The organism is Sulfuricaulis sp. (assembly GCF_040901545.1).
Classification (GTDB): domain Bacteria; phylum Pseudomonadota; class Gammaproteobacteria; order Acidiferrobacterales; family Sulfurifustaceae; genus Sulfuricaulis.
Window position 1 is genome coordinate 210,827 of sequence record NZ_JBBDYL010000054.1, and the last position, 17,972, is coordinate 228,798.

General features: G+C 54.7%; 18 protein-coding genes and 1 tRNA gene. 10 read left to right on the top strand and 9 right to left on the bottom strand.

Annotation, left to right across the window (positions count from 1 at the left end; genetic code table 11):
• Nucleotides 1-51: 51 nt before the first annotated feature.
• Nucleotides 52-127: transfer RNA gene (locus WD823_RS11895), tRNA-Glu, on the top strand.
• A 349-nt stretch (nt 128-476) separates the two neighbouring features.
• On the opposite strand, the gene WD823_RS11900 is transcribed toward WD823_RS11895, so the two are convergent.
• The 3 genes from WD823_RS11900 to queD all read right to left on the bottom strand — a co-directional run bounded on the left by WD823_RS11900 (nt 477) and on the right by queD (nt 2,338).
• Nucleotides 477-1,127, bottom strand: coding sequence for an ankyrin repeat domain-containing protein (locus tag WD823_RS11900; RefSeq protein WP_368429710.1), 651 nt, complete (start codon nt 1,125-1,127; stop codon nt 477-479).
• A gap of 154 nt (nt 1,128-1,281) precedes the next feature.
• The gene (locus tag WD823_RS11905; RefSeq protein ID WP_368429711.1) at nt 1,282-2,022 is read right to left on the bottom strand and encodes an alpha/beta hydrolase; all 741 of its coding nucleotides are present in this window, start codon (nt 2,020-2,022) and stop codon (nt 1,282-1,284) included.
• A complete protein-coding gene (queD, locus tag WD823_RS11910) occupies nt 1,979-2,338 on the bottom strand; it encodes a 6-carboxytetrahydropterin synthase QueD (protein WP_368429712.1) in 360 nt (119 codons plus the stop codon). Before queD ends, WD823_RS11905 begins: the two co-directional genes overlap by 44 nt.
• A gap of 154 nt (nt 2,339-2,492) precedes the next feature.
• Here queD and WD823_RS11915 point away from each other — a divergent pair, with 154 nt between their 5' ends.
• The 3 genes from WD823_RS11915 to WD823_RS11925 all read left to right on the top strand — a co-directional run bounded on the left by WD823_RS11915 (nt 2,493) and on the right by WD823_RS11925 (nt 6,383).
• Nucleotides 2,493-3,308 carry a sulfurtransferase gene (locus WD823_RS11915; RefSeq protein WP_368429713.1) on the top strand — a complete coding sequence of 272 codons (816 nt, stop codon included), beginning with the start codon at nt 2,493-2,495 and terminating at the stop codon, nt 3,306-3,308.
• Between the two features lie 229 nt (nt 3,309-3,537).
• A complete protein-coding gene (locus WD823_RS11920; RefSeq protein WP_368429714.1) occupies nt 3,538-3,984 on the top strand; it encodes a host attachment protein in 447 nt (148 codons plus the stop codon).
• 149 nt (nt 3,985-4,133) lie between these two features.
• Complete coding sequence (locus WD823_RS11925; protein WP_368429715.1) at nt 4,134-6,383, top strand: response regulator; 2,250 nt, start codon at nt 4,134-4,136, stop codon at nt 6,381-6,383.
• Here WD823_RS11925 and WD823_RS11930 read toward each other — a convergent pair.
• Nucleotides 6,380-7,537, bottom strand: a complete 1,158-nt coding sequence (locus WD823_RS11930) for a pyridoxal phosphate-dependent aminotransferase (RefSeq protein WP_368429716.1) — start codon at nt 7,535-7,537, stop codon at nt 6,380-6,382. The two genes, WD823_RS11925 and WD823_RS11930, sit on opposite strands and share 4 nt — an antisense overlap.
• A 314-nt stretch (nt 7,538-7,851) precedes the next feature.
• Between WD823_RS11930 and dksA the strand changes: the two genes are divergently transcribed.
• From dksA to WD823_RS11960, 6 genes are all read left to right on the top strand, one after another.
• Nucleotides 7,852-8,211: an RNA polymerase-binding protein DksA gene (gene dksA, locus WD823_RS11935; RefSeq protein ID WP_368429768.1), complete on the top strand. Its 360-nt coding sequence runs from the start codon at nt 7,852-7,854 to the stop codon at nt 8,209-8,211.
• Nucleotides 8,212-8,277: 66 nt separating this feature from the next.
• Nucleotides 8,278-9,585 carry a dihydroorotase gene (locus WD823_RS11940; protein ID WP_368429717.1) on the top strand — a complete coding sequence of 436 codons (1,308 nt, stop codon included), beginning with the start codon at nt 8,278-8,280 and terminating at the stop codon, nt 9,583-9,585.
• A gap of 24 nt (nt 9,586-9,609) precedes the next feature.
• The gene (locus WD823_RS11945; protein WP_368429718.1) at nt 9,610-10,407 is read left to right on the top strand and encodes an undecaprenyl-diphosphate phosphatase; all 798 of its coding nucleotides are present in this window, start codon (nt 9,610-9,612) and stop codon (nt 10,405-10,407) included.
• A gap of 4 nt (nt 10,408-10,411) precedes the next feature.
• Entirely contained in the window at nt 10,412-10,999 is a 588-nt protein-coding gene (locus tag WD823_RS11950) for a YqaA family protein (RefSeq protein WP_368429719.1), read from the top strand.
• A 214-nt stretch (nt 11,000-11,213) separates the two neighbouring features.
• Nucleotides 11,214-12,398: a GGDEF domain-containing protein gene (locus WD823_RS11955; protein WP_368429720.1), complete on the top strand. Its 1,185-nt coding sequence runs from the start codon at nt 11,214-11,216 to the stop codon at nt 12,396-12,398.
• Between the two features lie 204 nt (nt 12,399-12,602).
• Nucleotides 12,603-13,556, top strand: coding sequence for a hydrolase (locus WD823_RS11960; protein WP_368429721.1), 954 nt, complete (start codon nt 12,603-12,605; stop codon nt 13,554-13,556).
• 13 nt (nt 13,557-13,569) lie between these two features.
• Here WD823_RS11960 and WD823_RS11965 read toward each other — a convergent pair whose 3' ends face one another.
• The 5 genes from WD823_RS11965 to chrA form a co-directional block, all read right to left on the bottom strand.
• On the bottom strand, nt 13,570-14,052 hold the full coding sequence (locus WD823_RS11965; protein WP_368429722.1) for a DUF2127 domain-containing protein: 483 nt from the start codon (nt 14,050-14,052) through the stop codon (nt 13,570-13,572).
• Between the two features lie 218 nt (nt 14,053-14,270).
• Nucleotides 14,271-14,936, bottom strand: a complete 666-nt coding sequence (locus WD823_RS11970) for an endonuclease III domain-containing protein (protein WP_368429723.1) — start codon at nt 14,934-14,936, stop codon at nt 14,271-14,273.
• 26 nt (nt 14,937-14,962) lie between these two features.
• A complete protein-coding gene (locus tag WD823_RS11975) occupies nt 14,963-16,168 on the bottom strand; it encodes an MFS transporter (RefSeq protein WP_368429724.1) in 1,206 nt (401 codons plus the stop codon).
• A gap of 9 nt (nt 16,169-16,177) precedes the next feature.
• A complete protein-coding gene (locus WD823_RS11980) occupies nt 16,178-16,597 on the bottom strand; it encodes a chromate resistance protein ChrB domain-containing protein (RefSeq protein ID WP_368429725.1) in 420 nt (139 codons plus the stop codon).
• A 16-nt stretch (nt 16,598-16,613) separates the two neighbouring features.
• Complete coding sequence (gene chrA, locus WD823_RS11985; protein ID WP_368429769.1) at nt 16,614-17,957, bottom strand: chromate efflux transporter; 1,344 nt, start codon at nt 17,955-17,957, stop codon at nt 16,614-16,616.
• Nucleotides 17,958-17,972 lie beyond the last annotated feature (15 nt).

Sequence of the window (17,972 nt, forward strand, 5' to 3'; positions counted from 1 at the left end):
CGGGTCGCACGTATAATACACCGCTTTCGAGACAACGTGCCGTCAACTTTCGCTCCCATCGTCTAGTGGCCCAGGACGCTGGCCTCTCACGCCGGTAACAGGGGTTCGAATCCCCTTGGGAGCGCCAAGACAAACAACGAGGCCCCGCCGTCAGGTGGGGCCTTGTTGTTTGCGTCGCGCACGCGACGGGATTTGAACCCGGAGGGTTCGACAAATTTGTCCGGAACAAATTTGGACGGCCGAAGGCCGGCCCGAGCCACGAAGTGGCGAGGGTGAGCCACAGGGTCGAAGCGGAAAAGAAAAGGTCCGGTGGACCTTTATCCCGCTGAGCGGGCGAGGCCGGATGTCGAGCCCCGGCTTTCGAGCGAAACAGGATTGCGTAGCGAAGAAAGTGACGAGCAATCACCTTGGGAGCGCCATTAATAAAAAAAGGGCCCGACGGGCCCTTTGCGACGAAGACAGGACACCCGGACCGGTCAATCTTCCGCAGCGCCCGATTTCTTAAGCAGTTCGGTGATGCGCGTGTAACCGCCGCGAACGGAGATTTTGAGTGCCGAGTCTCCACGACTGTCCTTCGCGTTGATGTCCGCACCGGCTTCAATCAGCATTTGGATAATATCACCATAACCCTTGTAAGCCGCCGCCATCAGCGGCGTCTTTCCGCTAATGGTCCGCGTGTTGACGTTCACGCCCTGGCTCAGTAACGACTGCACCACCGCGATGCGCCCCTTGAGAATTGCCGTGAACAAGGCAGCTGCACCGTGCGCCGTTTTAGAGCGGCCGCTCCGCTCAAGGCCGGTGGGCAGTTTAAGAAACTGGTTGGTAACCGCCATGACAATCAAGGCAACCAGTCCAAGGAGGCTGATTTGCGGGTCAACGCCAAATTCGTTGGCAACTTCCTCCGGCAGGTTGGCGCCGATGGCGAGGAACACGATTACAAGAATGAGCGTGAACTTGAGATACTTGATCAGCGCTACGGCGATGACTGCTATCAGCCCGCCGAGAAAAAACCTCCGGTCGAAATTGACCCATTCCGTCCACTCGCTCGGCAAGTTGGCGCCGAGCGAGAGCAGAACGACGATAATAACGAGACCCCAGTCACGCGGCGTTTCTTTTAAGATAACCACAAAATCAATCCCCTTATATCCATGTGTTGGCGATGGCGGCTGTCACCCGTAACCGCATGGAGTCGCCTGTCATTAAGTCTAGATGCATTTTTCAATCTTTGAAGCGCGAATAAAATTGGCGTTCTTCGCGGATAATCAGCCATAAATCAGCGTTTCATTTAACCACATCCTTGGAGAATACCTGTTTCAGCCAGTTTGCAACGTCCCGAATTTCATCCGTTACCACCGAATGGCCGGTCGCGTATTCGTGCCAGGTCAACGTCAGACCGTGTGCCGTCATGATCTCCCGGGCCGACTCCGCCATGGAGAACGGTATCATCTGATCTTCCGTCCCATGTGCCATAAAAATCGGCACCCGCTCATTGGCATGGTGAATCTCAGCCATCAGGCTCTTGGCAAACGGCACCGGTGCTGAAAGCGATAAAATTCCGGCCAGCGGTTCAGGATAGTGTAAACCGGTCAGCAAGGCTACTGTTCCGCCTTGCGAAAAGCCCGCCAGAACGATTTGGTCACAAGGAATGCCGCCCTGCTTTTGTTCCGCAATCAGGCTTTGCAGTATTTTTTCCGATTCAAGAATGTGATTGCGGTTCTGTTCGATACCGTTTTCTGTCATGGCGATGTCGTACCAGGCGCGCATGACATAACCGCCATTGATGGTCACCGGTCGAAAAGGTGCGTGAGGAAACACGAACCGCAGCGCCGGTCGTGGCGGCAATCGCAATTCCGGCACGAGGGCTTCAAAATCGTGCCCATCCGCGCCCAGACCATGCAGCCAAATAATACTGGCGGCCGGCGCAGATCCCGTTTCAAGGACGATGGGGGGTTCGTGCGTCGATTTATCCATATACCGGTCACTCCTCTCCGCGATAGGCGCAACCCGCCGCGCAGGTTTCATGGACGCGGACTTCAGACAATTGGGGCAACCGGGGTTTCAGCCGCTGCCAGATCCAGCGGGCAATATTTTCACTGGTTGGATTTTCAAGGCCTTTGACCTCGTTTAAATAATGATGGTCCAGCTGTTCAAAAAGCGGTTGGAAAGCCCGGGAGATATCGGCGAAATCCATGATCCATCCGGTCTTTTCCTCCACCGGTCCGGCAACGCGGATTTCGATCCGGAATGAATGGCCATGCAACCGCCGGCATTTATGATTTTCAGCAACATTCGGCAGCAAATGTGCCGCCTCAATAGTAATAAACTTGAATATTTCCACGAGTATGATCTGCCGACTTTAGACCGGTCAGTTTAGCCGCTTTCATGTGTTCCGGATACCATGAACCGGACACTCGCGATCGGCGTTGCTCAACGTTAGAATATTCACGCAATCCATTTCATCCAACAGCCGCCACTCATTGCTTAGAGGAATCATGACCAAACAATCATTGCCGCTTATCATGGAACCGAAGGAGCTTGAAAAACAACTCGGCGCGGAAAACCTGTTGGTTGTGGACGTGTCACGGTCTGAAATCTACGACCAGGGACATATCCCCGGCGCCGCGCATATCGATTACGCACAAATCATTGCGGCCCGACCGCCTGCGATGGGCGAGTTGCCGAGCGAACCTCAATTGAGCGATGTATTCAGTTCCATCGGCATGCGGCCGGAGAATCATGTTGTGGCTTATGACAATGAAGGCGGTGGACGGGCTTCACGATTGCTCTGGACGCTGGACGTCGTGGGCCATGCGAGCAAATCGCTGTTAAACGGCGGCTGGCAAGCGTGGGTAAACGACGATTTGCCGATCAGCACCGACCCTGTTTTGCGCCCGCGCAGCCAATATCCGGTCACTTTTCTGGATGCAGCGGTGGCTGACAAAAGCTATATCATGAATCACCTGAAAGATCCCGGCGTGGTTATCCTCGACGCACGCACGCAGGCGGAATACAGCGGCGAACTCAAGCGTGCCAACCGCACCGGTCATATACCCGGAGCAGTCAATTTCGAATGGACTCAGGCGATCGATCAAGCGAACAGCCTGCGTCTGAAATCGGAGGAAGAATTAAGACAAGCTTTGTCACAGATTGGCGTGACACCGGACAAAGAGGTTATCGCTTACTGTCACACCCATCATCGCTCCGCACACACCTATATCGTTCTAAAAAATCTGGGCTACACCCGCATTAGGGGCTATCCCGGTTCATGGTCTGAATGGGGCAACATAACCGAAACACCGGTTGAATAATTGCTGTATTCGACCATTTATTAGCGATTTACTCTGTTTTTTTCCGCAGTTAAGTTGAGGATTACTTCGTGTCGGTACAATAGTGTATACACGCCATTATTTCATGAGACTGTACACGGTTGACAATTGGCACAAGTGAAACTGACACACAGCCTTTGGCTAATTCGATAATGTAAATATTAATGTTACAATTCAGTTTTGGCTGCGTTCGTGAAAAAAGACCCGGCTTATGAAAAACAATACCTGGATTTTGGTGGCCCACCGCAGCGGCGCGCGTCTGTTTGAAAACAAAGGTCCGGGCAGGGGTTTGAGCCTGGTCTCCGACATACCGCATCCCGAGGGACGGTTGAAGAATAAAGATATCGGCGCCGACAGACCCGGACGCAGTTTCGACAGCCGGGGCCAGAGTCGACACGCATTAAGCTCGGAACAGGAGCCCACCGCGCATCTGGCAGAGCAATTTGCCAAACAATTAAGCACAATGTTGGATGATGGACGCAACCAACAACGCTACACAAGACTCGTGCTGGTAGCTGAACCGCGTTTCCTCGGAAATTTGCGTGCCGCTTTGAGTTCCACCACGGCTGCCCTCGTGACCGCAACCGTTGGCAAGGATCTGGGCGGCGTAGAACCGCATTTTCTGCCCAAGCACCTGTCTGACTTCGTCCGTCTCTGAGTTCCAACCCCCAGGGACAGGCGTTTCCCGCAATAAATGCAAGGCGCTTACTCAGTGAGTGAAGCTGTTCGCGCGCCCGGTCAAATGGCCGCCCCAGAATCTACTAGACTTAAAAATACATGCACGCAAGACCGTAACGCAACGCATCCATGGACCATCGTCAACGATTGGCAGATGACCTCCTGCTGCTTCGGGAGAAGGCTTCGCGCTACGCGCTGTATGGCGTTTACATTGCCAGCGCCAGTGTTGTGATTGCGTCGTCGCTGGTCAGCTATGTCATGGTCGGTGACATCTCCATAGAAGGCATCATCCTCGCCCAGTCCTCCAATATCGCGTTATGGACGGTGGACAGCATGCCCTTTGTCTTTGCCATGTGGGGGCAATACGCCAGCTACCGGATGGCGCGCGAAGCCAACGATCTGGTGCAAAACAAGACGCAGTCGCTCCGCGAAGCCTTGACGCAGGCCAATTTTACGAGCCAGGCCAAAAGCGACTTCTTCGCGAAAATGAGCCATGAATTGCGTACACCCATCAACGGGATTATCGGCATGAGCGATTTGATGCTCGAAACAAAATTGTCAGGTGAACAGCGCCGACATGCTGAAATCATAAAATCGTCCGCGAGCGGGTTACTGACTTTAATCAATGATCTCCTGGACTTTTCCAAGATTGAGTCGGGCAAACTGGAACTGGAGGAAATCGAATTCGACCTGCGTGATTGCATTGAAAAATCGGTGGCCTTGCTGACGCAGCAGGCGGCCATCAAAGGTCTTACGCTCACAAATCTTATTCAGCCGGACATGCCGAGCCGTTTGCTCGGCGATCCGGGAAGATTAAGACAGATCATCATCAATCTTCTGGGAAATGCCATAAAATTCACGCACCACGGAGAGATTGTCCTGAGCGTGAAGCAACTCCCCGAAGCATCCTCCAAACACATACGATTGCAAATCGAAATAGCCGATACCGGGGTGGGCATATCGGAAAAGGATCAGTTACGGCTTTTTCAACCTTACAACCAGGCCAAAGCCTCGACTGCCCGCCGTTATGGCGGCACGGGTCTGGGACTGGCCATCACCAAAGAACTGGTCGAAGCCATGGGCGGGAAGATTGGCGTGAAGAGCGAGGCGGGCAAGGGCAGTATCTTCTGGTTCGCCGTCAATCTGCAAAAACCTGCTGTCATAAGCGCTGCGCCGCCGCCCGCCCGGGTCGATCTGAAGGGCCTGCGCGTGCTGGTCGCCGATGGCAATATCCCGGCGCGCGTCAATCTTGTCGAGCAGCTCAAATCACTGGGAATGGAAGTGCAATCCATCGGCAATGGAAATGCCGCCCTGCAAATGATCCGCTCGGCAGCGGATACCGATTATCGATTCGATCTGGTGATGGTGGACATGTTCCTGCCTAATTTGAACGGCGAGGAGCTGGGCCGCGAGGTTAAGTCGCATCCGGAAATGCGGGACACGGTACTCGTCATGATGACCTCTGCCGGCGTACGCGGCGACGCGCAGCGACTCAACCAAATCGGTTTCTCGGGCTATTTCGGCAAGCACATCCCTCCTGAAGATTTGCACGATATGTTGAAGGCGGTGATGGTGACACGGGGCATGGATGAAACCGAACGCCAGCGGTCGGGTCTGGTCACCAAATACACGCTGTCCGAAATCCGCCGGAAGCATTCCCGCTTGTTGTTGGTGGAAGACAGCCCGGTCAATCGGGAGATCACGATAAATATGCTGTCAAAACTCGGCTTTGAAACGGATGTGGCCGAATCAGGACATGCCGCCATCGAGGCTGCGCGCAAGCACTCATACGGGCTAATCCTGATGGACATGCATCTCCCGGACATCAGCGGCATCGAGGTCATCGAGGCGATTCACGGGCTTTCCGCGGCGCATGCCAAAGCATCCGTTATCGTACTGACCGCCGGCGCAACGGAAGCGGAAGAGGCACGCTGTCGGTCATTAGGGGTCAAGCATTTTCTGATCAAGCCCGTGGATAGCAACACTCTTGCAGATGCATTAACGCGCCAGCAATCGATGTCACAACCGTCTTCCGCCGGATTGAATTCAACACCGTCCGCGCCATCGGGCCAGATGGCCGAGGATAACGACATCAATGCCGATCCGAAACTGGTGGAAATTTTTATCCGGGAAACCACGCAAAGACTGAAATCACTGCGTCAGGCACTGGCTTCCTCGAACGCCCAGCGCGTGGCGCGCGAGGCACATACCATTAAAAGTTCAAGCGCCTATTTTCAGGCTCACGCAATGCACGAAGCGGCGGAAAAACTCGAGAAAATGGCTGACGAAGGACGGCTCGATCAAACCGCACCGGTAATAGAAATACTTGAAGACGCTTATTCCAGCCTGCGATCTCGCCTGCAGAAAGAGGCGATTTAATTTGTCCTAAGATATTTGCGGAGGCGTGATACGCCTTCACGCAGGTTCTCAATGGTATTGGCGTAGGAAAACCGTACATGCTGTGACGCTCGATGACGGCCAAAATCCACACCCGGTGTAATCGCCACCCCGGTACGTTCAAGAAGGTCGAGTGCAAATGCCTGACTGTCGTGAGAAAAGCGGGAACAATCTGCATACAAATAAAACGCGCCTTGCGGTTTTACCGGAATGATAAACCCCAGCTCGAGCAATGCAGGATAAAGGAAATCACGCCGTTCAAGAAAGATTTTCCGGCGCATTTCCAATTCGAGCTGTACCGAAGGGGTGAATGCCGCCAGCGCCGCATGTTGCGCCAAGGTACTTGATGCCAGAAAAATATTCTGAGCCAGTTTATCAATCGCCGGGATGTATGATGCCGGAGAAACCAGCCAACCCAGGCGCCAACCCGTCATACCGCTGTATTTTGAAAAACTGTTCACCACAAATACATCCGCCGAATGAGATAACACCGTGACGGCTTCATTCTCGTATACCAGTCCGTGATAGATTTCATCAACGATCAGCACGCCACCCAGCCGCTCCACCGTCTTCACGATCTCCGCCATTTCATCGGTTGGAATCAGCGTGCCGGTGGGATTCGACGGCGAGGCCAGCAGGACCGCCACCGAACGCTCCGTCCAGTGACGTTGAATCAGTCCGGCATTCAGTTGATACCCCGTCGAGGCCTCCACCGGAATGGCAGTGGCATCGCCCTCGAAAAGCCGAACAAAATGCCGGTTACACGGATATCCGGGATCGGCCATCAATACCTGATCACCGGGATTGATCAGCGCCGCCATAATCAGCTGCAGGGCTCCCGACGCGCCTGGCGTGACGGCAATTCTGTCAATTTCAGGCCTGACGTCAGCCGGATAACCCGCTGCGATCGCGGCGCGCAACGCGGGTATCCCCAGAGCCGGGGTGTAATGGGTGTGTCCGGCTTTTAACGCCTCGATTCCCGCTTGCACGATGCCCGGTGCCGTCGGAAAGTCCGGCTCGCCGATCTCCATGTGGATGATCGAACGTCCCTGCGCTTCCATGGCGCGGGCGCGGGCCAGGATATCCATGACGTAAAACGGTTCGATCCGCGCCAAGCGATCAGCTATGGGTTTCATGAATTGGCCGCCATACCGGTCACCCGGCATGGATAATTACTCGTGGTTGATGTCTGGCGTGACATGGAATCGATTGAAATCACGGCGATGGCGTTAATGTCACACGGGGAAATTCCCGTGTCTATCCCCGTCCGGTTGCTACCCCCGGGAGATTCTGGTATAGATGCGCGCTTAATTTTTTACCCCCATGTCCCGGGGTAATACTATTGTGCAGGAGTCGAAGCATGCCGGCCAGGAAAAAGAAGGAAAAGGATTTGCCCGTATCTCCCGTTACGGGGATCAGCCCTTACGTCGTAAAAAAGGGCGAGAAATACATGAATAAAAAACAGCATGATCATTTCCGTGCTGTGTTGAATGCCTGGAAAAAAGAGCTGGAGGATGAAATCGCCCGCACCGTGCAGCAAATGCGCGATGTACCGGAAAATCCTCCCGATCCCAATGACCGGGCAAGCCAGGAAACGGATATGTCGCTCGAATTGCGTTCGCGCGACCGTGAACGGAAACTCATCAAGAAAATTGACGAAGCGCTCGACCGCATTGACACCGGCGATTACGGTTACTGCGAGGTCTGCGGCGTTGAAATCGGCGTGGAACGGCTTGAGGCCAGACCGACGGCGGAGCTTTGCATCGACTGCAAAACACTCGATGAAATTCGTGAAAAACAGATGGGTTGAAATCGCTTTGCTTCCCCGATATTTACACCCGACTGCTTCGCGGTAATTCCAGACATCGAGAAAATCTTGCCCAAACTTCTGATCCGCAACGCTCGCATCGTAAACCCGGACGGATCAGTTATTGAGGGCGATCTGTTGTGCCAAAACGGTGTGGTTGAGCGCATCGCCCCGCATATTACAACCCCCGCGGATGAAACCATCGATGCCGGGGAGAATCTGCTTCTTCCCGGTGTCATTGACCCACAGGTGCATTTCCGCGAACCCGGACGGGAACACAAGGAAGACCTTGGCTCCGGTTCGCGTGCCGCCGTGAAAGGCGGCGTCACCAGTTTTCTCGAAATGCCCAATACGGACCCGCCCACCACCACTCAACACGCGCTGGACGACAAGCTGCGCCGGGCGGCGGAAAAATGCGTCGCCCATTACGGATTTTTCATCGGCGCCACGCCGGACAATCTCGATGAAATAAACCAGGCCAAACCTGCTTGCGGGATCAAGATTTTCATGGGCGCGAGCACCGGAAGCTTGCTGGTGGACAAGGCGGAAGATCTTGAGCGTATTTTCGCCAACGGCAACCGTCTGATCGCCGTGCATGCAGAGGACGAGCAGCGCATACGCACGCGCCGCGAACGATTCAAAAATCGCATCGATGTCGCCGCGCATTCCGAAATTCGCGACAACCAGTCCGCGCTCATGGCGACAAAGCTGGCTTTGTCGCTATCCAGGAAATACCGCCGGCGCTTGCATATCCTCCATCTGTCCACCCGCGAGGAAGTGGAATTGTTGCGCCGGGACAAACCAGACTGGGTTACGGCCGAGGCAATCCCCAATCACTTGTTCCTGAACATCACTGATTACGCCGATCTGGGAACGCTCGCGCAAATGAACCCGCCTATCCGAAGTGCGAATGATAATGCCGCGCTGTGGCAGGGACTGCACGAGGGAACAATCGATTTTGTCGCCACGGACCATGCGCCACATACACTCGAAGAAAAGCGAACTCCTTATCCTGATTCTCCTGCCGGCATGCCGGGTGTCGAGACTTCACTTCCCTTGATGCTCACGGAGGCGAAGGCCGGTCGAGTCACGCTGGCAGAAATCCAGAAATGGATGTGCTCCGGGCCCGCCGAAGCCTATGGGATACATAACAAAGGAAAAGTAATTGAAGGATGGGATGCCGATCTGACCATCGTCGGTATGAAACATGCCAAGCCGGTAAAAAACGAGGAAATGTTCACCAAAGTACGATGGTCGCCTTTTCACGGGCGTATACTTGTCGGGTGGCCGGTCTACACCGTGGTTGGCGGACAAGTGGCGTTCGATAACGGCAAGATCCGAGAAGGCGTGCACGGACGTCCCTTGGCTTTTAATTAAGCTTCAAAAAGCGGAAGCCGCTCCATGGAACTTTCCCTCTTTATCAAGGCGCTGGTTCTCGGCGTCGTCGAAGGCTTGACTGAATTTCTACCTGTATCTTCCACTGGACACTTGATTATCGTGGGCGATCTGCTCCAGTTTAGTGATGGCCACGGTAAAGGATTCGAAATCGTCATTCAGCTCGGCGCCATCCTCGGAGTAGTCTGGGATTACCGTATGCGCGTCGGCCGCTTGATCACTGGCATAAGAATCAGGCATGAACGGCTTTTTATGCTGAATTTGTTGATTGCGTTTCTTCCGGCCGCCGTATTGGGTCTCCTGCTGCACGAATACATAACCACCTATCTGTTCAATCCGGTAACTGTCGCGTGGGCGCTCATCGCAGGCGGAATCCTGATTTTGATTATCGAGCGGTTGCCATTGACGGTCCGCGTGGACAGCATGGAAAACGTGAGTCCGCTTGCTGCCTTCAAGATAGGCGTGGCCCAGATGTTTTCACTCTTCCCCGGCATATCACGTGCCGGCGCAACCATTATGGGCGGGCTTCTCGCCGGCCTTTCGCGGACGGCGGCGACCGAGTTTTCATTCCTCCTCGCCATGCCGGTCATGTTGGCAGCCACGTTTTACGCGCTTTTCAAAAATATTAACTCGTTAAATGCCGAGGATGTTTTCGTGTTCGCCGTGGGGTTTGTCATGTCATTTTTGACAGCATTAATCGTGGTCAAGGCATTCCTTAAATACGTAGCGGGCCATAATTTCACGTTATTCGCGTTATACCGCATCGGCTTTGGCCTGCTGGTTCTAGCGTATTTCCGGGGTTAGGTCCGTGTTTCATCCGCTACGAAGACTTTACGAATGGGTTCTCTCCCTGTCGCATCATCCGCATGCGCAGATTGCGCTATTTGTGCTGGCTTTTGCCGAATCTTCGGTCTTCCCGATACCGCCGGACGTATTGCTGATTGCGCTCGCGCTGGGTATTCCGACTCAGGCTTATCGGTTTGCCCTGATCACGACCGCCGGGTCGGTACTGGGTGGCCTCGGCGGGTACATTATCGGTTACGGTTTCATGGCCAGTGTCGGTCAATGGGTCCTTGACGCTTATCAGTTGCAACAGCCTTTTGAGAAGATTCGCGCATGGTACTTAAACTATGACATTTGGGCCGTTGCAATCGCCGGATTCACCCCGATCCCATATAAAGTCTTTACGATTGCCGCCGGCGCGTTCGAGATGGACGTGTGGCGATTTTCGCTTGCCTCGCTTTTCTCCCGCGGCGCGCGATTCTTTTTGCTCGCGTGGATGATTCACCGATATGGCGCCGCCATCAAGCTGTTTATTGACCGTTATTTCAATATATTGACAGTGGTATTTATGGCGTTATTAATCGGTTTTTTCCTGCTGATTGCCGGGTGGTAGACGGAGCCGGTCGCCGCAAGGCTGGGCGGGTAAGGCCGGGAATTAGACCCGGAGCCGCATTATCCCTGCCCATTTTGCGGGCTGAAAACCTGTTATCCCAACCAATTATCAGCGTAATCAAGACTTTGATTGTGCCCCGTGTCTGCACTATGTTTATTTAAATGGGGCCACGCACAACGCCGGAAAAAACTTTTGCCATCGGCCCGTTGATTGAATGAGCCAAAATATGGAAATGAAAGCGGAAATTGCCACGCCCCAGGCGGAAAGAGTTCGGGTGATGGTGGCGGATGATTCGCGTGTCATCCGCAAGGCAATTACAAAAATATTAAACAACGAATTCGATCTCGTCGAGGTCGGAGACGGAGAAGCGGCCTGGGATCAGCTTCTCCGAGACGAATCCATACAGGTCCTGGTATCCGACATTGAAATGCCGAAGCTCGACGGCTACTCGCTTATCTGCCGCGTGCGCGCGGCCGAAACCGAGCGGGTCCGAAACGTGCCCATTATCGTCATCACCGGTGCCGACGACGAACTGACCCGTGAACGCGCGTTCGCCTGCGGCGCCACCGACTTCATCATCAAACCCATTGACGGCGTGCAATTGCTGGCGCGTACCCGAGCCCACGCCAAGCTGGATCAAACCACGCGCAAACTAGAGGAAACTTCCACAGCACTGGAAGAGCAGTCTGCGGTCGATCCGCTTACGCAACTTCACAGCCGTCGATATTTCATTCAGCGAGGTGTACAGGATCTCGCGTACGTCAAACGGCACAACAACGATTTGTCCATTATCCGGGTCGACATAGATAACTTCCGGTCGATATACAAGAAATACGGCGATCAGACCAGCGATCAGATTCTCGTATGGCTGGCCAAGATTCTGGTTTCCAGCAGCCGCAAAGAAGACACCGTGGCGCGTATCGGTGGCGGCGAGTTTGCAGTTTTGGCGCCGTCTTCCGGGCGAATGGAAGCGGCGGTGCTGTGCGAACGGATGCGCACCGGGGTCGCGGCCAGCCCGTTCACTAACGAAAGCGCGACAATCCCTCTAACAATCAGCCTGGGTCTGGCTTCTTACGGCCGCGATCCCGGTGAGACGACGGAAGACCTACTTACCCTGGCGGAACAACGCATGACGCTTGCCAAGGCGGCCGGAGGGAATCGCCTTGGCATCAGCTATCAGGAAGAAGCGCCTAAACCCGACGAGGCTGTCATCGAACAGCCCGATCTCGAAACAGCGCTCAAAATGCTCGGGTCCGACGAAGGCGGAAAACTGGTACCGTTCTTGCCGGATCTCGTTACCCGCTGTATTCCCCTACTCGAATTCTGCAACCGAAAACTCGATCTGGGTCTTGGTTTTGCGATTGAGTCACTCAAGGATAAACTCTCCGATATGCGATAATGGTCCGGCTTGATATATGAGGTGCGGACATGCACGGCCATGAAACGCTTCACCAACACCCTGCAATCAGTGTTACCGGAATAATATATCAGCTCCCAGAATTAATGAGCGTCCGCAAAATCATCGGACCGCGACCGGATACCCGCCATCACTGGGGTAAGGCGTAACGATTCTGACTTTAGCTTTCTTATCCCCCATCCGTTCATGACCGGAGGTTTTCAGCCCGCCTGGTGGTGCCGCGGCCCTCATGGGCAAACATTGTGGGCACGCGTGATAAGACGCGCGCCCCACGTGCCGTTAACCCGGGAGCGCTTGGAACTGCCTGATGGGGATTACATTGATATTGATTGGACAAAGAATGAACAAGGTCCGATTGTCATCATATTGCATGGCCTGGAAGGCTCTTCCGCTTCTCCTTACGCGCGTGGAATGTTAAATGCCGTTATGCGTCGGGGTTGGCGCGGTGTCGTCATGCATTTTCGCGGATGCAATGGCGAACCCAATCGACTTGCACGCAGTTACCACTCCGGCGATACCGGCGATTTCGCTTACTTAATCGATGCGGTGAAAAAACGCGAACCGTTTACGCCTCTGGCGGCAATCGGATTTTCACTCGGCGGGAATGTTTTGCTCAAATGGTTGGGCACAACCGATACTCGGGCGCCGTTACGTGCGGCCGTCGCGATATCGGTACCTTACCAGTTGAGCGTGGCCGCGGACCGTCTTCAACAGGGCTTTTCACGATTGTATCAATGGCACCTGATGCGTTCCCTGCGAAACACGGTTTCGGCAAAACGCCGGCGCATGGTTCTTCCGATTGCAATACGGGACTTTTCTGCGCTGAGAACACTGCGTGATTTCGACGATAACGTCACGGCTCCGTTGCACGGGTTCAACAATGCTGATCACTACTACGCCGTTTCAAGCTCATGGCAGTATCTCGGGAAAATCGCAGTGCCAACTTTACTGTTGCATTCCCGCGATGATCCCTTCATGACCGAGTCGGCGATCCCGCGCGCAGACGACCTTTCTGATGCCGTGACTTTCGAACTTTCTGCGCACGGCGGGCACGTAGGGTTTGTTTCGGGCAGATGGCCATGGAAACCACGTTACTGGCTTGAAGAGCGGATACCGGCTTATCTCGTCCAATATTTGTAATTCGGTCCGGAGGTCATGCGTCCTTGGCTGACTGGAAGTAATCCCGCCGGATATAGGCATAAAGCGCGAATCCCCACCAGCAGAGGATGACTAATACGGTCATCAGCACAATCGCCTGGCTAATCATCGCCTTGTCAATCCCTTGCGAGAGCAGTTCACTCTCATAAATCCCAATCTGCTTGGAGATGAAACTTTCCATCGCCTGACGACTCAAGATAAATTGCAGCTTGTCGATCGTGTAGATCGACACCGTCACAAAAACGAGGAAGTAACCCCATTGCGTCGCGCTCCAGAGACCGACGCCAAGCGCCAGGAATAACGCGGCATAGACCAGATGATAAATGCCGACGCCGGTTCCGCCGATGATTGCCCCAAACAAAGGAACTTCCGAGGTTATGGAAAAAAGCTCAAATGCGGCGGACACCACGAACAGCACGGCGGCAGCCCGAAAGGTGAAACGGCCTTTTTTCCCCGACGTTTCCATGTTGTTGCTCACTGGCTTTCGGACGTAAATTTACGCTATCGCCAGACGGAGTCAATTCCGCGATTGTTCCGCGCCAATCGTTTACAAATTATTCATAACTTGCACGCTGTGCGCTTAAAGCATGATTGCCAGTCTGATCCACATGGCAAGCAGAACAATATTGCCGAGGAGAAAGAATATGAAGCGTGATGGATTTAGATGGTCATAGATAAATCTCCGGGTTAGTATTTTCAACGGCGGGAAAGATCAATCGATGAGGGGCACTGGGAAGCAAGCACACATATTTGACAGCGTGGCCTTTTCTTGCAGATATCCTTGCCGTGTACGACGATGAGGGCGTGAAATTCATTGAACATCTGCGCGTCTGGTTCCAGTGCCATCTCAAATTTATGCCTCAGTGATTCATATTTCTCCGATCCCCTGATCAGACCCAGCCGCGAAAAAATGCGCCGCGTGTAGGCGTCGATCACGAACACCGTGCGGTTGAAGGCATAAAGCAGAATATCGTCGGCCGTTTCGGGGCCGATTCCGCGCACGCCCAGCAATGCGCGGCGCAGTTCATTCGTCGGGATTTTGGAGATTTTTCGTAACCCTCCCTGCGCGATCAACCAGCGGCACATGGCCTTCAGTCGCAGGGCCTTGATATTGAAATAGCCGGACGGTCTGAGCCACTTCCCGAGTTGCCGGGGATGCGCCTTAACGATAGCCTTGGGCGAAAGTGCCCGTGCCTGAATTAGGTTAGCGATGGCCCGTTCGACATTAGTCCAGGCGGTATTCTGCGTCAGCACCGCGCCGACCATAATTTCAAACGCGGAGTCTCCCGGCCACCAGTGCTGTTTGCCATTGGCGGCGAACAGTTTGCGATAAACCTTGGGGATGCTGGTACTCGCCTTCATTTCAGGTTGCTGGGAAATCGGACTCGTTACCGTACCGGCAGCTGTTCCTCGGGCGGTTTGAGGTGGCGAAATGCCTTGTACAGCGCGATATCGTAAACAATCTTCATGCCTGCGCCGATAAGCAGGGGTGTGGCAAGCGCTAGCCCCTGCATCAGGAACCCGGCGAAAAACGGCGCGGTGGCCCAGCCGCCCATGCGTACAAGATGCGTGATACCGGAAGCAAACGTCCGCTCCTCAGGTCTGACCATCGCCATTATATAGGACTGACGCGTGGGCACGTCCATCTCCACCAAGCCCTCGCGCAGTAGGAAGAGTAACGCCGCAACCTCAAAGCTTGGCGCGAACGGCACCGTCATGAGCAGGATACTTGAAGGGATATGTGTGAACACCATGGTGTTCACGAGACCGAAGCGCGCGGCCAGCCACGCCGCGCCAAGATGCGAAGCCGCATTGGCCACGCGTGCAAAGAAAAACAAAATGGCGATGGTAGCCTCATCAACCGCGAATCGCTGGTAAAAGAAATACGCCAGCAGCGCCGTGCCGAGAAAACCGCCGGCCAGGCTGTCGAGCGCAAACAGCGACGAAATCTTCCAAAGGACGCGGCGGCTGTGCGGCGCAAGTTTCGCCGTCGCGGTCGGCTCATGCGTCTCGACCGCGGACGACAAACCGGAATACAGCAGCGCGCTCAGGAGGAACAGGCCGGCATAGACAGCAACGGTCGCATGAAACGAAGCGAGCACACCTGCGCCGGCGGTCTCGCGCAGCATCACAGGCATGGCCGCCAGCACGCCGCCCAAAGCATGGCCCATGTCCTGCAATACGTTGTACCAGGCAAATACGCGCGTGCGTCGCTCGGGTGTCACGGTGCCGGGCAGGATTGCCTGCTCGAGCACGAGTGAGGCGCCGCGGTCGCGGCCCATGCCGTTTACCATGCCGATAAACGCGACTACACAAACGGCCGTAATGCTGGATGTGACAATCAACGCAACTCCGCCTGCGGCGCTGGCGACGCCAATGACAAGCAAGGACCACCGCCGGCCCAGCCGGTCGCCGAGAAACGTAACGATTAGGGTAGACAGAGCAGCGCCAGTGAGACCGGAGCCGATGACCAGACCGATTTCGGCGGGCGTGAAGGCGATCTTGTCGAGGTAAATACCAAGCAACACGCCCATCAAGCCGGTGGCGAGCGCGCGCAGGAATGCTGCCGCATAAAGAATCAGCCGATCGCTCATCCGCACCGGCTACGCGCTGCGGCACCATGCATAAAGAGCGTCGTAAACCACCATGCCATGCTTGAGCATCTCGTGGTCGTCCCTGAAGTTATGCGACAACCCGCGCGAGACTGCGAGCAGTCCAGCCGCTTCCGGCGCAAGGTCTAATCGACCGGTGTCGGCGGCACGCACAATGTCCGCGAGCCTTTGCAGTGTGGGATCGGTTAGTTGATATTTCTTGAGAAACGCATCAAAGCTGCAAAGCTCCTCGACGTGGCCCAACTCCACACCCGGAATATCGTATGGGATCGCCCCGGTATCCTCGGCAACCGGAAGAACTTTGTCCGGCGCGACGAACAGGAACTCCGGTGCCTTGTCGATAAATCGCGTGATTAACCATGGACAGGCGATACGATCGATCTTGGGACGCTCACGTGTTATCCATTTCATGGGGACTGCCTCCTTTCTAAACGACGAAAGTTCGCGCCAGCGTTGCCAGAAGCCCGACGACCCCGCACGCGCCAATGACGAGAATGATTCCGACCTGGTACCGAAATAGAGCAACAAAGGCCGAGATACCGATCAAAGCCGAGAACCATTCGACACCGATAAACAGATTGCTCAATCGGTACGGTTGCGCCAATCCCTGCGGCCAGAGCACGTGATAGGCGAAAAACACGGCAAGATTAAGCACCACACCCACGACCGCTGCCGTGATGCCGGTAAGCGGTGCCGTGAACTTGATATCGCGGCGCGTGGATTCGACGGCCGGTCCGCCGATCAGGATAAACAGAAAAGAGGGAAGAAAAGTAAAAAAGGTCGCCACGCACGCGCCCACGATTCCTGCCAGGGCCAACGATTCCGGCCCGAAGAGCGCCTTGGTCCAACCACCGACAAAACCCACAAACGCCACGATCATGATAAGCGGTCCGGGAGTGGTTTCGCCGAGCGCCAAACCGTCTATCATTTGCGTTGCGGTCAACCATTGATAATGTTCGACACCGCCTTGATATACGTACGGCAGCACCGCGTAGGCCCCGCCGAAAGTCACCAGCGCGGCTTTGGTAAAAAACCAGCCAATTTGCGTATAGCCTTCCCGACCGAATAACGCCCACAACGCGGCCATCGCACCGAACCAGATCAGCAAACCCACGAGGCCATACGTAATCACCCGCGGCCATGCGAAACGGGTGTGTTCCGGTGACGGGGTATGATCGTCTATTACAGCGGGGCCATAACCTTTTTTCCCGTCGACGAGATGCCCCCCGGTTTGAAATTTTTCCGGTGAAAAACGTCCCCCGAAATACCCCACAATACCAGCCGTCAGAACGATATAAGGAAATGGAATTGAAAATGCGAATATGGCGGTAAAAGCAGCCACGGCCATGACCCAAAGAACAGAATTTTTCAAGGCGCGTGAACCGATCCGGTAAGCGGCAAACACGACAATCGCCGTTACCGCCGGTTTGATCCCATAGAGTATGCCCGCGACGATCAGGGCATCGCCGTAAACCAAATAAATCCAGGTTAGCGCGACCAGAATAAAAAGTGATGGCAGTACGAACAACACCCCGGCCGTGATGCCGCCCTTCAGCCCATGCATCATCCATCCGATATAGGTCGCGAGTTGCTGCGCCTCGGGACCCGGTAAGACCATGCAGTAATTGAGCGCGTGTAGAAAGCGGTGTTCGGATATCCACCGCCGCCGCTCGACCAGTTCCTGATGCATGATGCTGATTTGCCCCGCCGGACCGCCGAAACTGATGAAACCCAACTTGAGCCAATAATAAAACGCTTCACGGAAGGATATGGGAGGCGGCGGTGA

What these genes read in the sequence shown, in the direction of transcription:
- WD823_RS11975 (WP_368429724.1), bottom strand. Translation starts at nt 16,168, where the DNA reads ATGAGCGATCGGCTGATTCTTTATGCGGCAGCATTCCTGCGCGCGCTC.
- WD823_RS11925 (WP_368429715.1), top strand. Translation starts at nt 4,134, where the DNA reads ATGGACCATCGTCAACGATTGGCAGATGACCTCCTGCTGCTTCGGGAG.
- dksA (WP_368429768.1), top strand. Translation starts at nt 7,852, where the DNA reads ATGAATAAAAAACAGCATGATCATTTCCGTGCTGTGTTGAATGCCTGG.
- WD823_RS11905 (WP_368429711.1), bottom strand. Translation starts at nt 2,022, where the DNA reads ATGAAACCTGCGCGGCGGGTTGCGCCTATCGCGGAGAGGAGTGACCGG.
- WD823_RS11970 (WP_368429723.1), bottom strand. Translation starts at nt 14,936, where the DNA reads ATGAAGGCGAGTACCAGCATCCCCAAGGTTTATCGCAAACTGTTCGCC.
- WD823_RS11955 (WP_368429720.1), top strand. Translation starts at nt 11,214, where the DNA reads ATGAGCCAAAATATGGAAATGAAAGCGGAAATTGCCACGCCCCAGGCG.
- WD823_RS11930 (WP_368429716.1), bottom strand. Translation starts at nt 7,537, where the DNA reads ATGAAACCCATAGCTGATCGCTTGGCGCGGATCGAACCGTTTTACGTC.
- WD823_RS11960 (WP_368429721.1), top strand. Translation starts at nt 12,603, where the DNA reads ATGACCGGAGGTTTTCAGCCCGCCTGGTGGTGCCGCGGCCCTCATGGG.
- WD823_RS11915 (WP_368429713.1), top strand. Translation starts at nt 2,493, where the DNA reads ATGACCAAACAATCATTGCCGCTTATCATGGAACCGAAGGAGCTTGAA.
- WD823_RS11980 (WP_368429725.1), bottom strand. Translation starts at nt 16,597, where the DNA reads ATGAAATGGATAACACGTGAGCGTCCCAAGATCGATCGTATCGCCTGT.
- WD823_RS11920 (WP_368429714.1), top strand. Translation starts at nt 3,538, where the DNA reads ATGAAAAACAATACCTGGATTTTGGTGGCCCACCGCAGCGGCGCGCGT.
- WD823_RS11945 (WP_368429718.1), top strand. Translation starts at nt 9,610, where the DNA reads ATGGAACTTTCCCTCTTTATCAAGGCGCTGGTTCTCGGCGTCGTCGAA.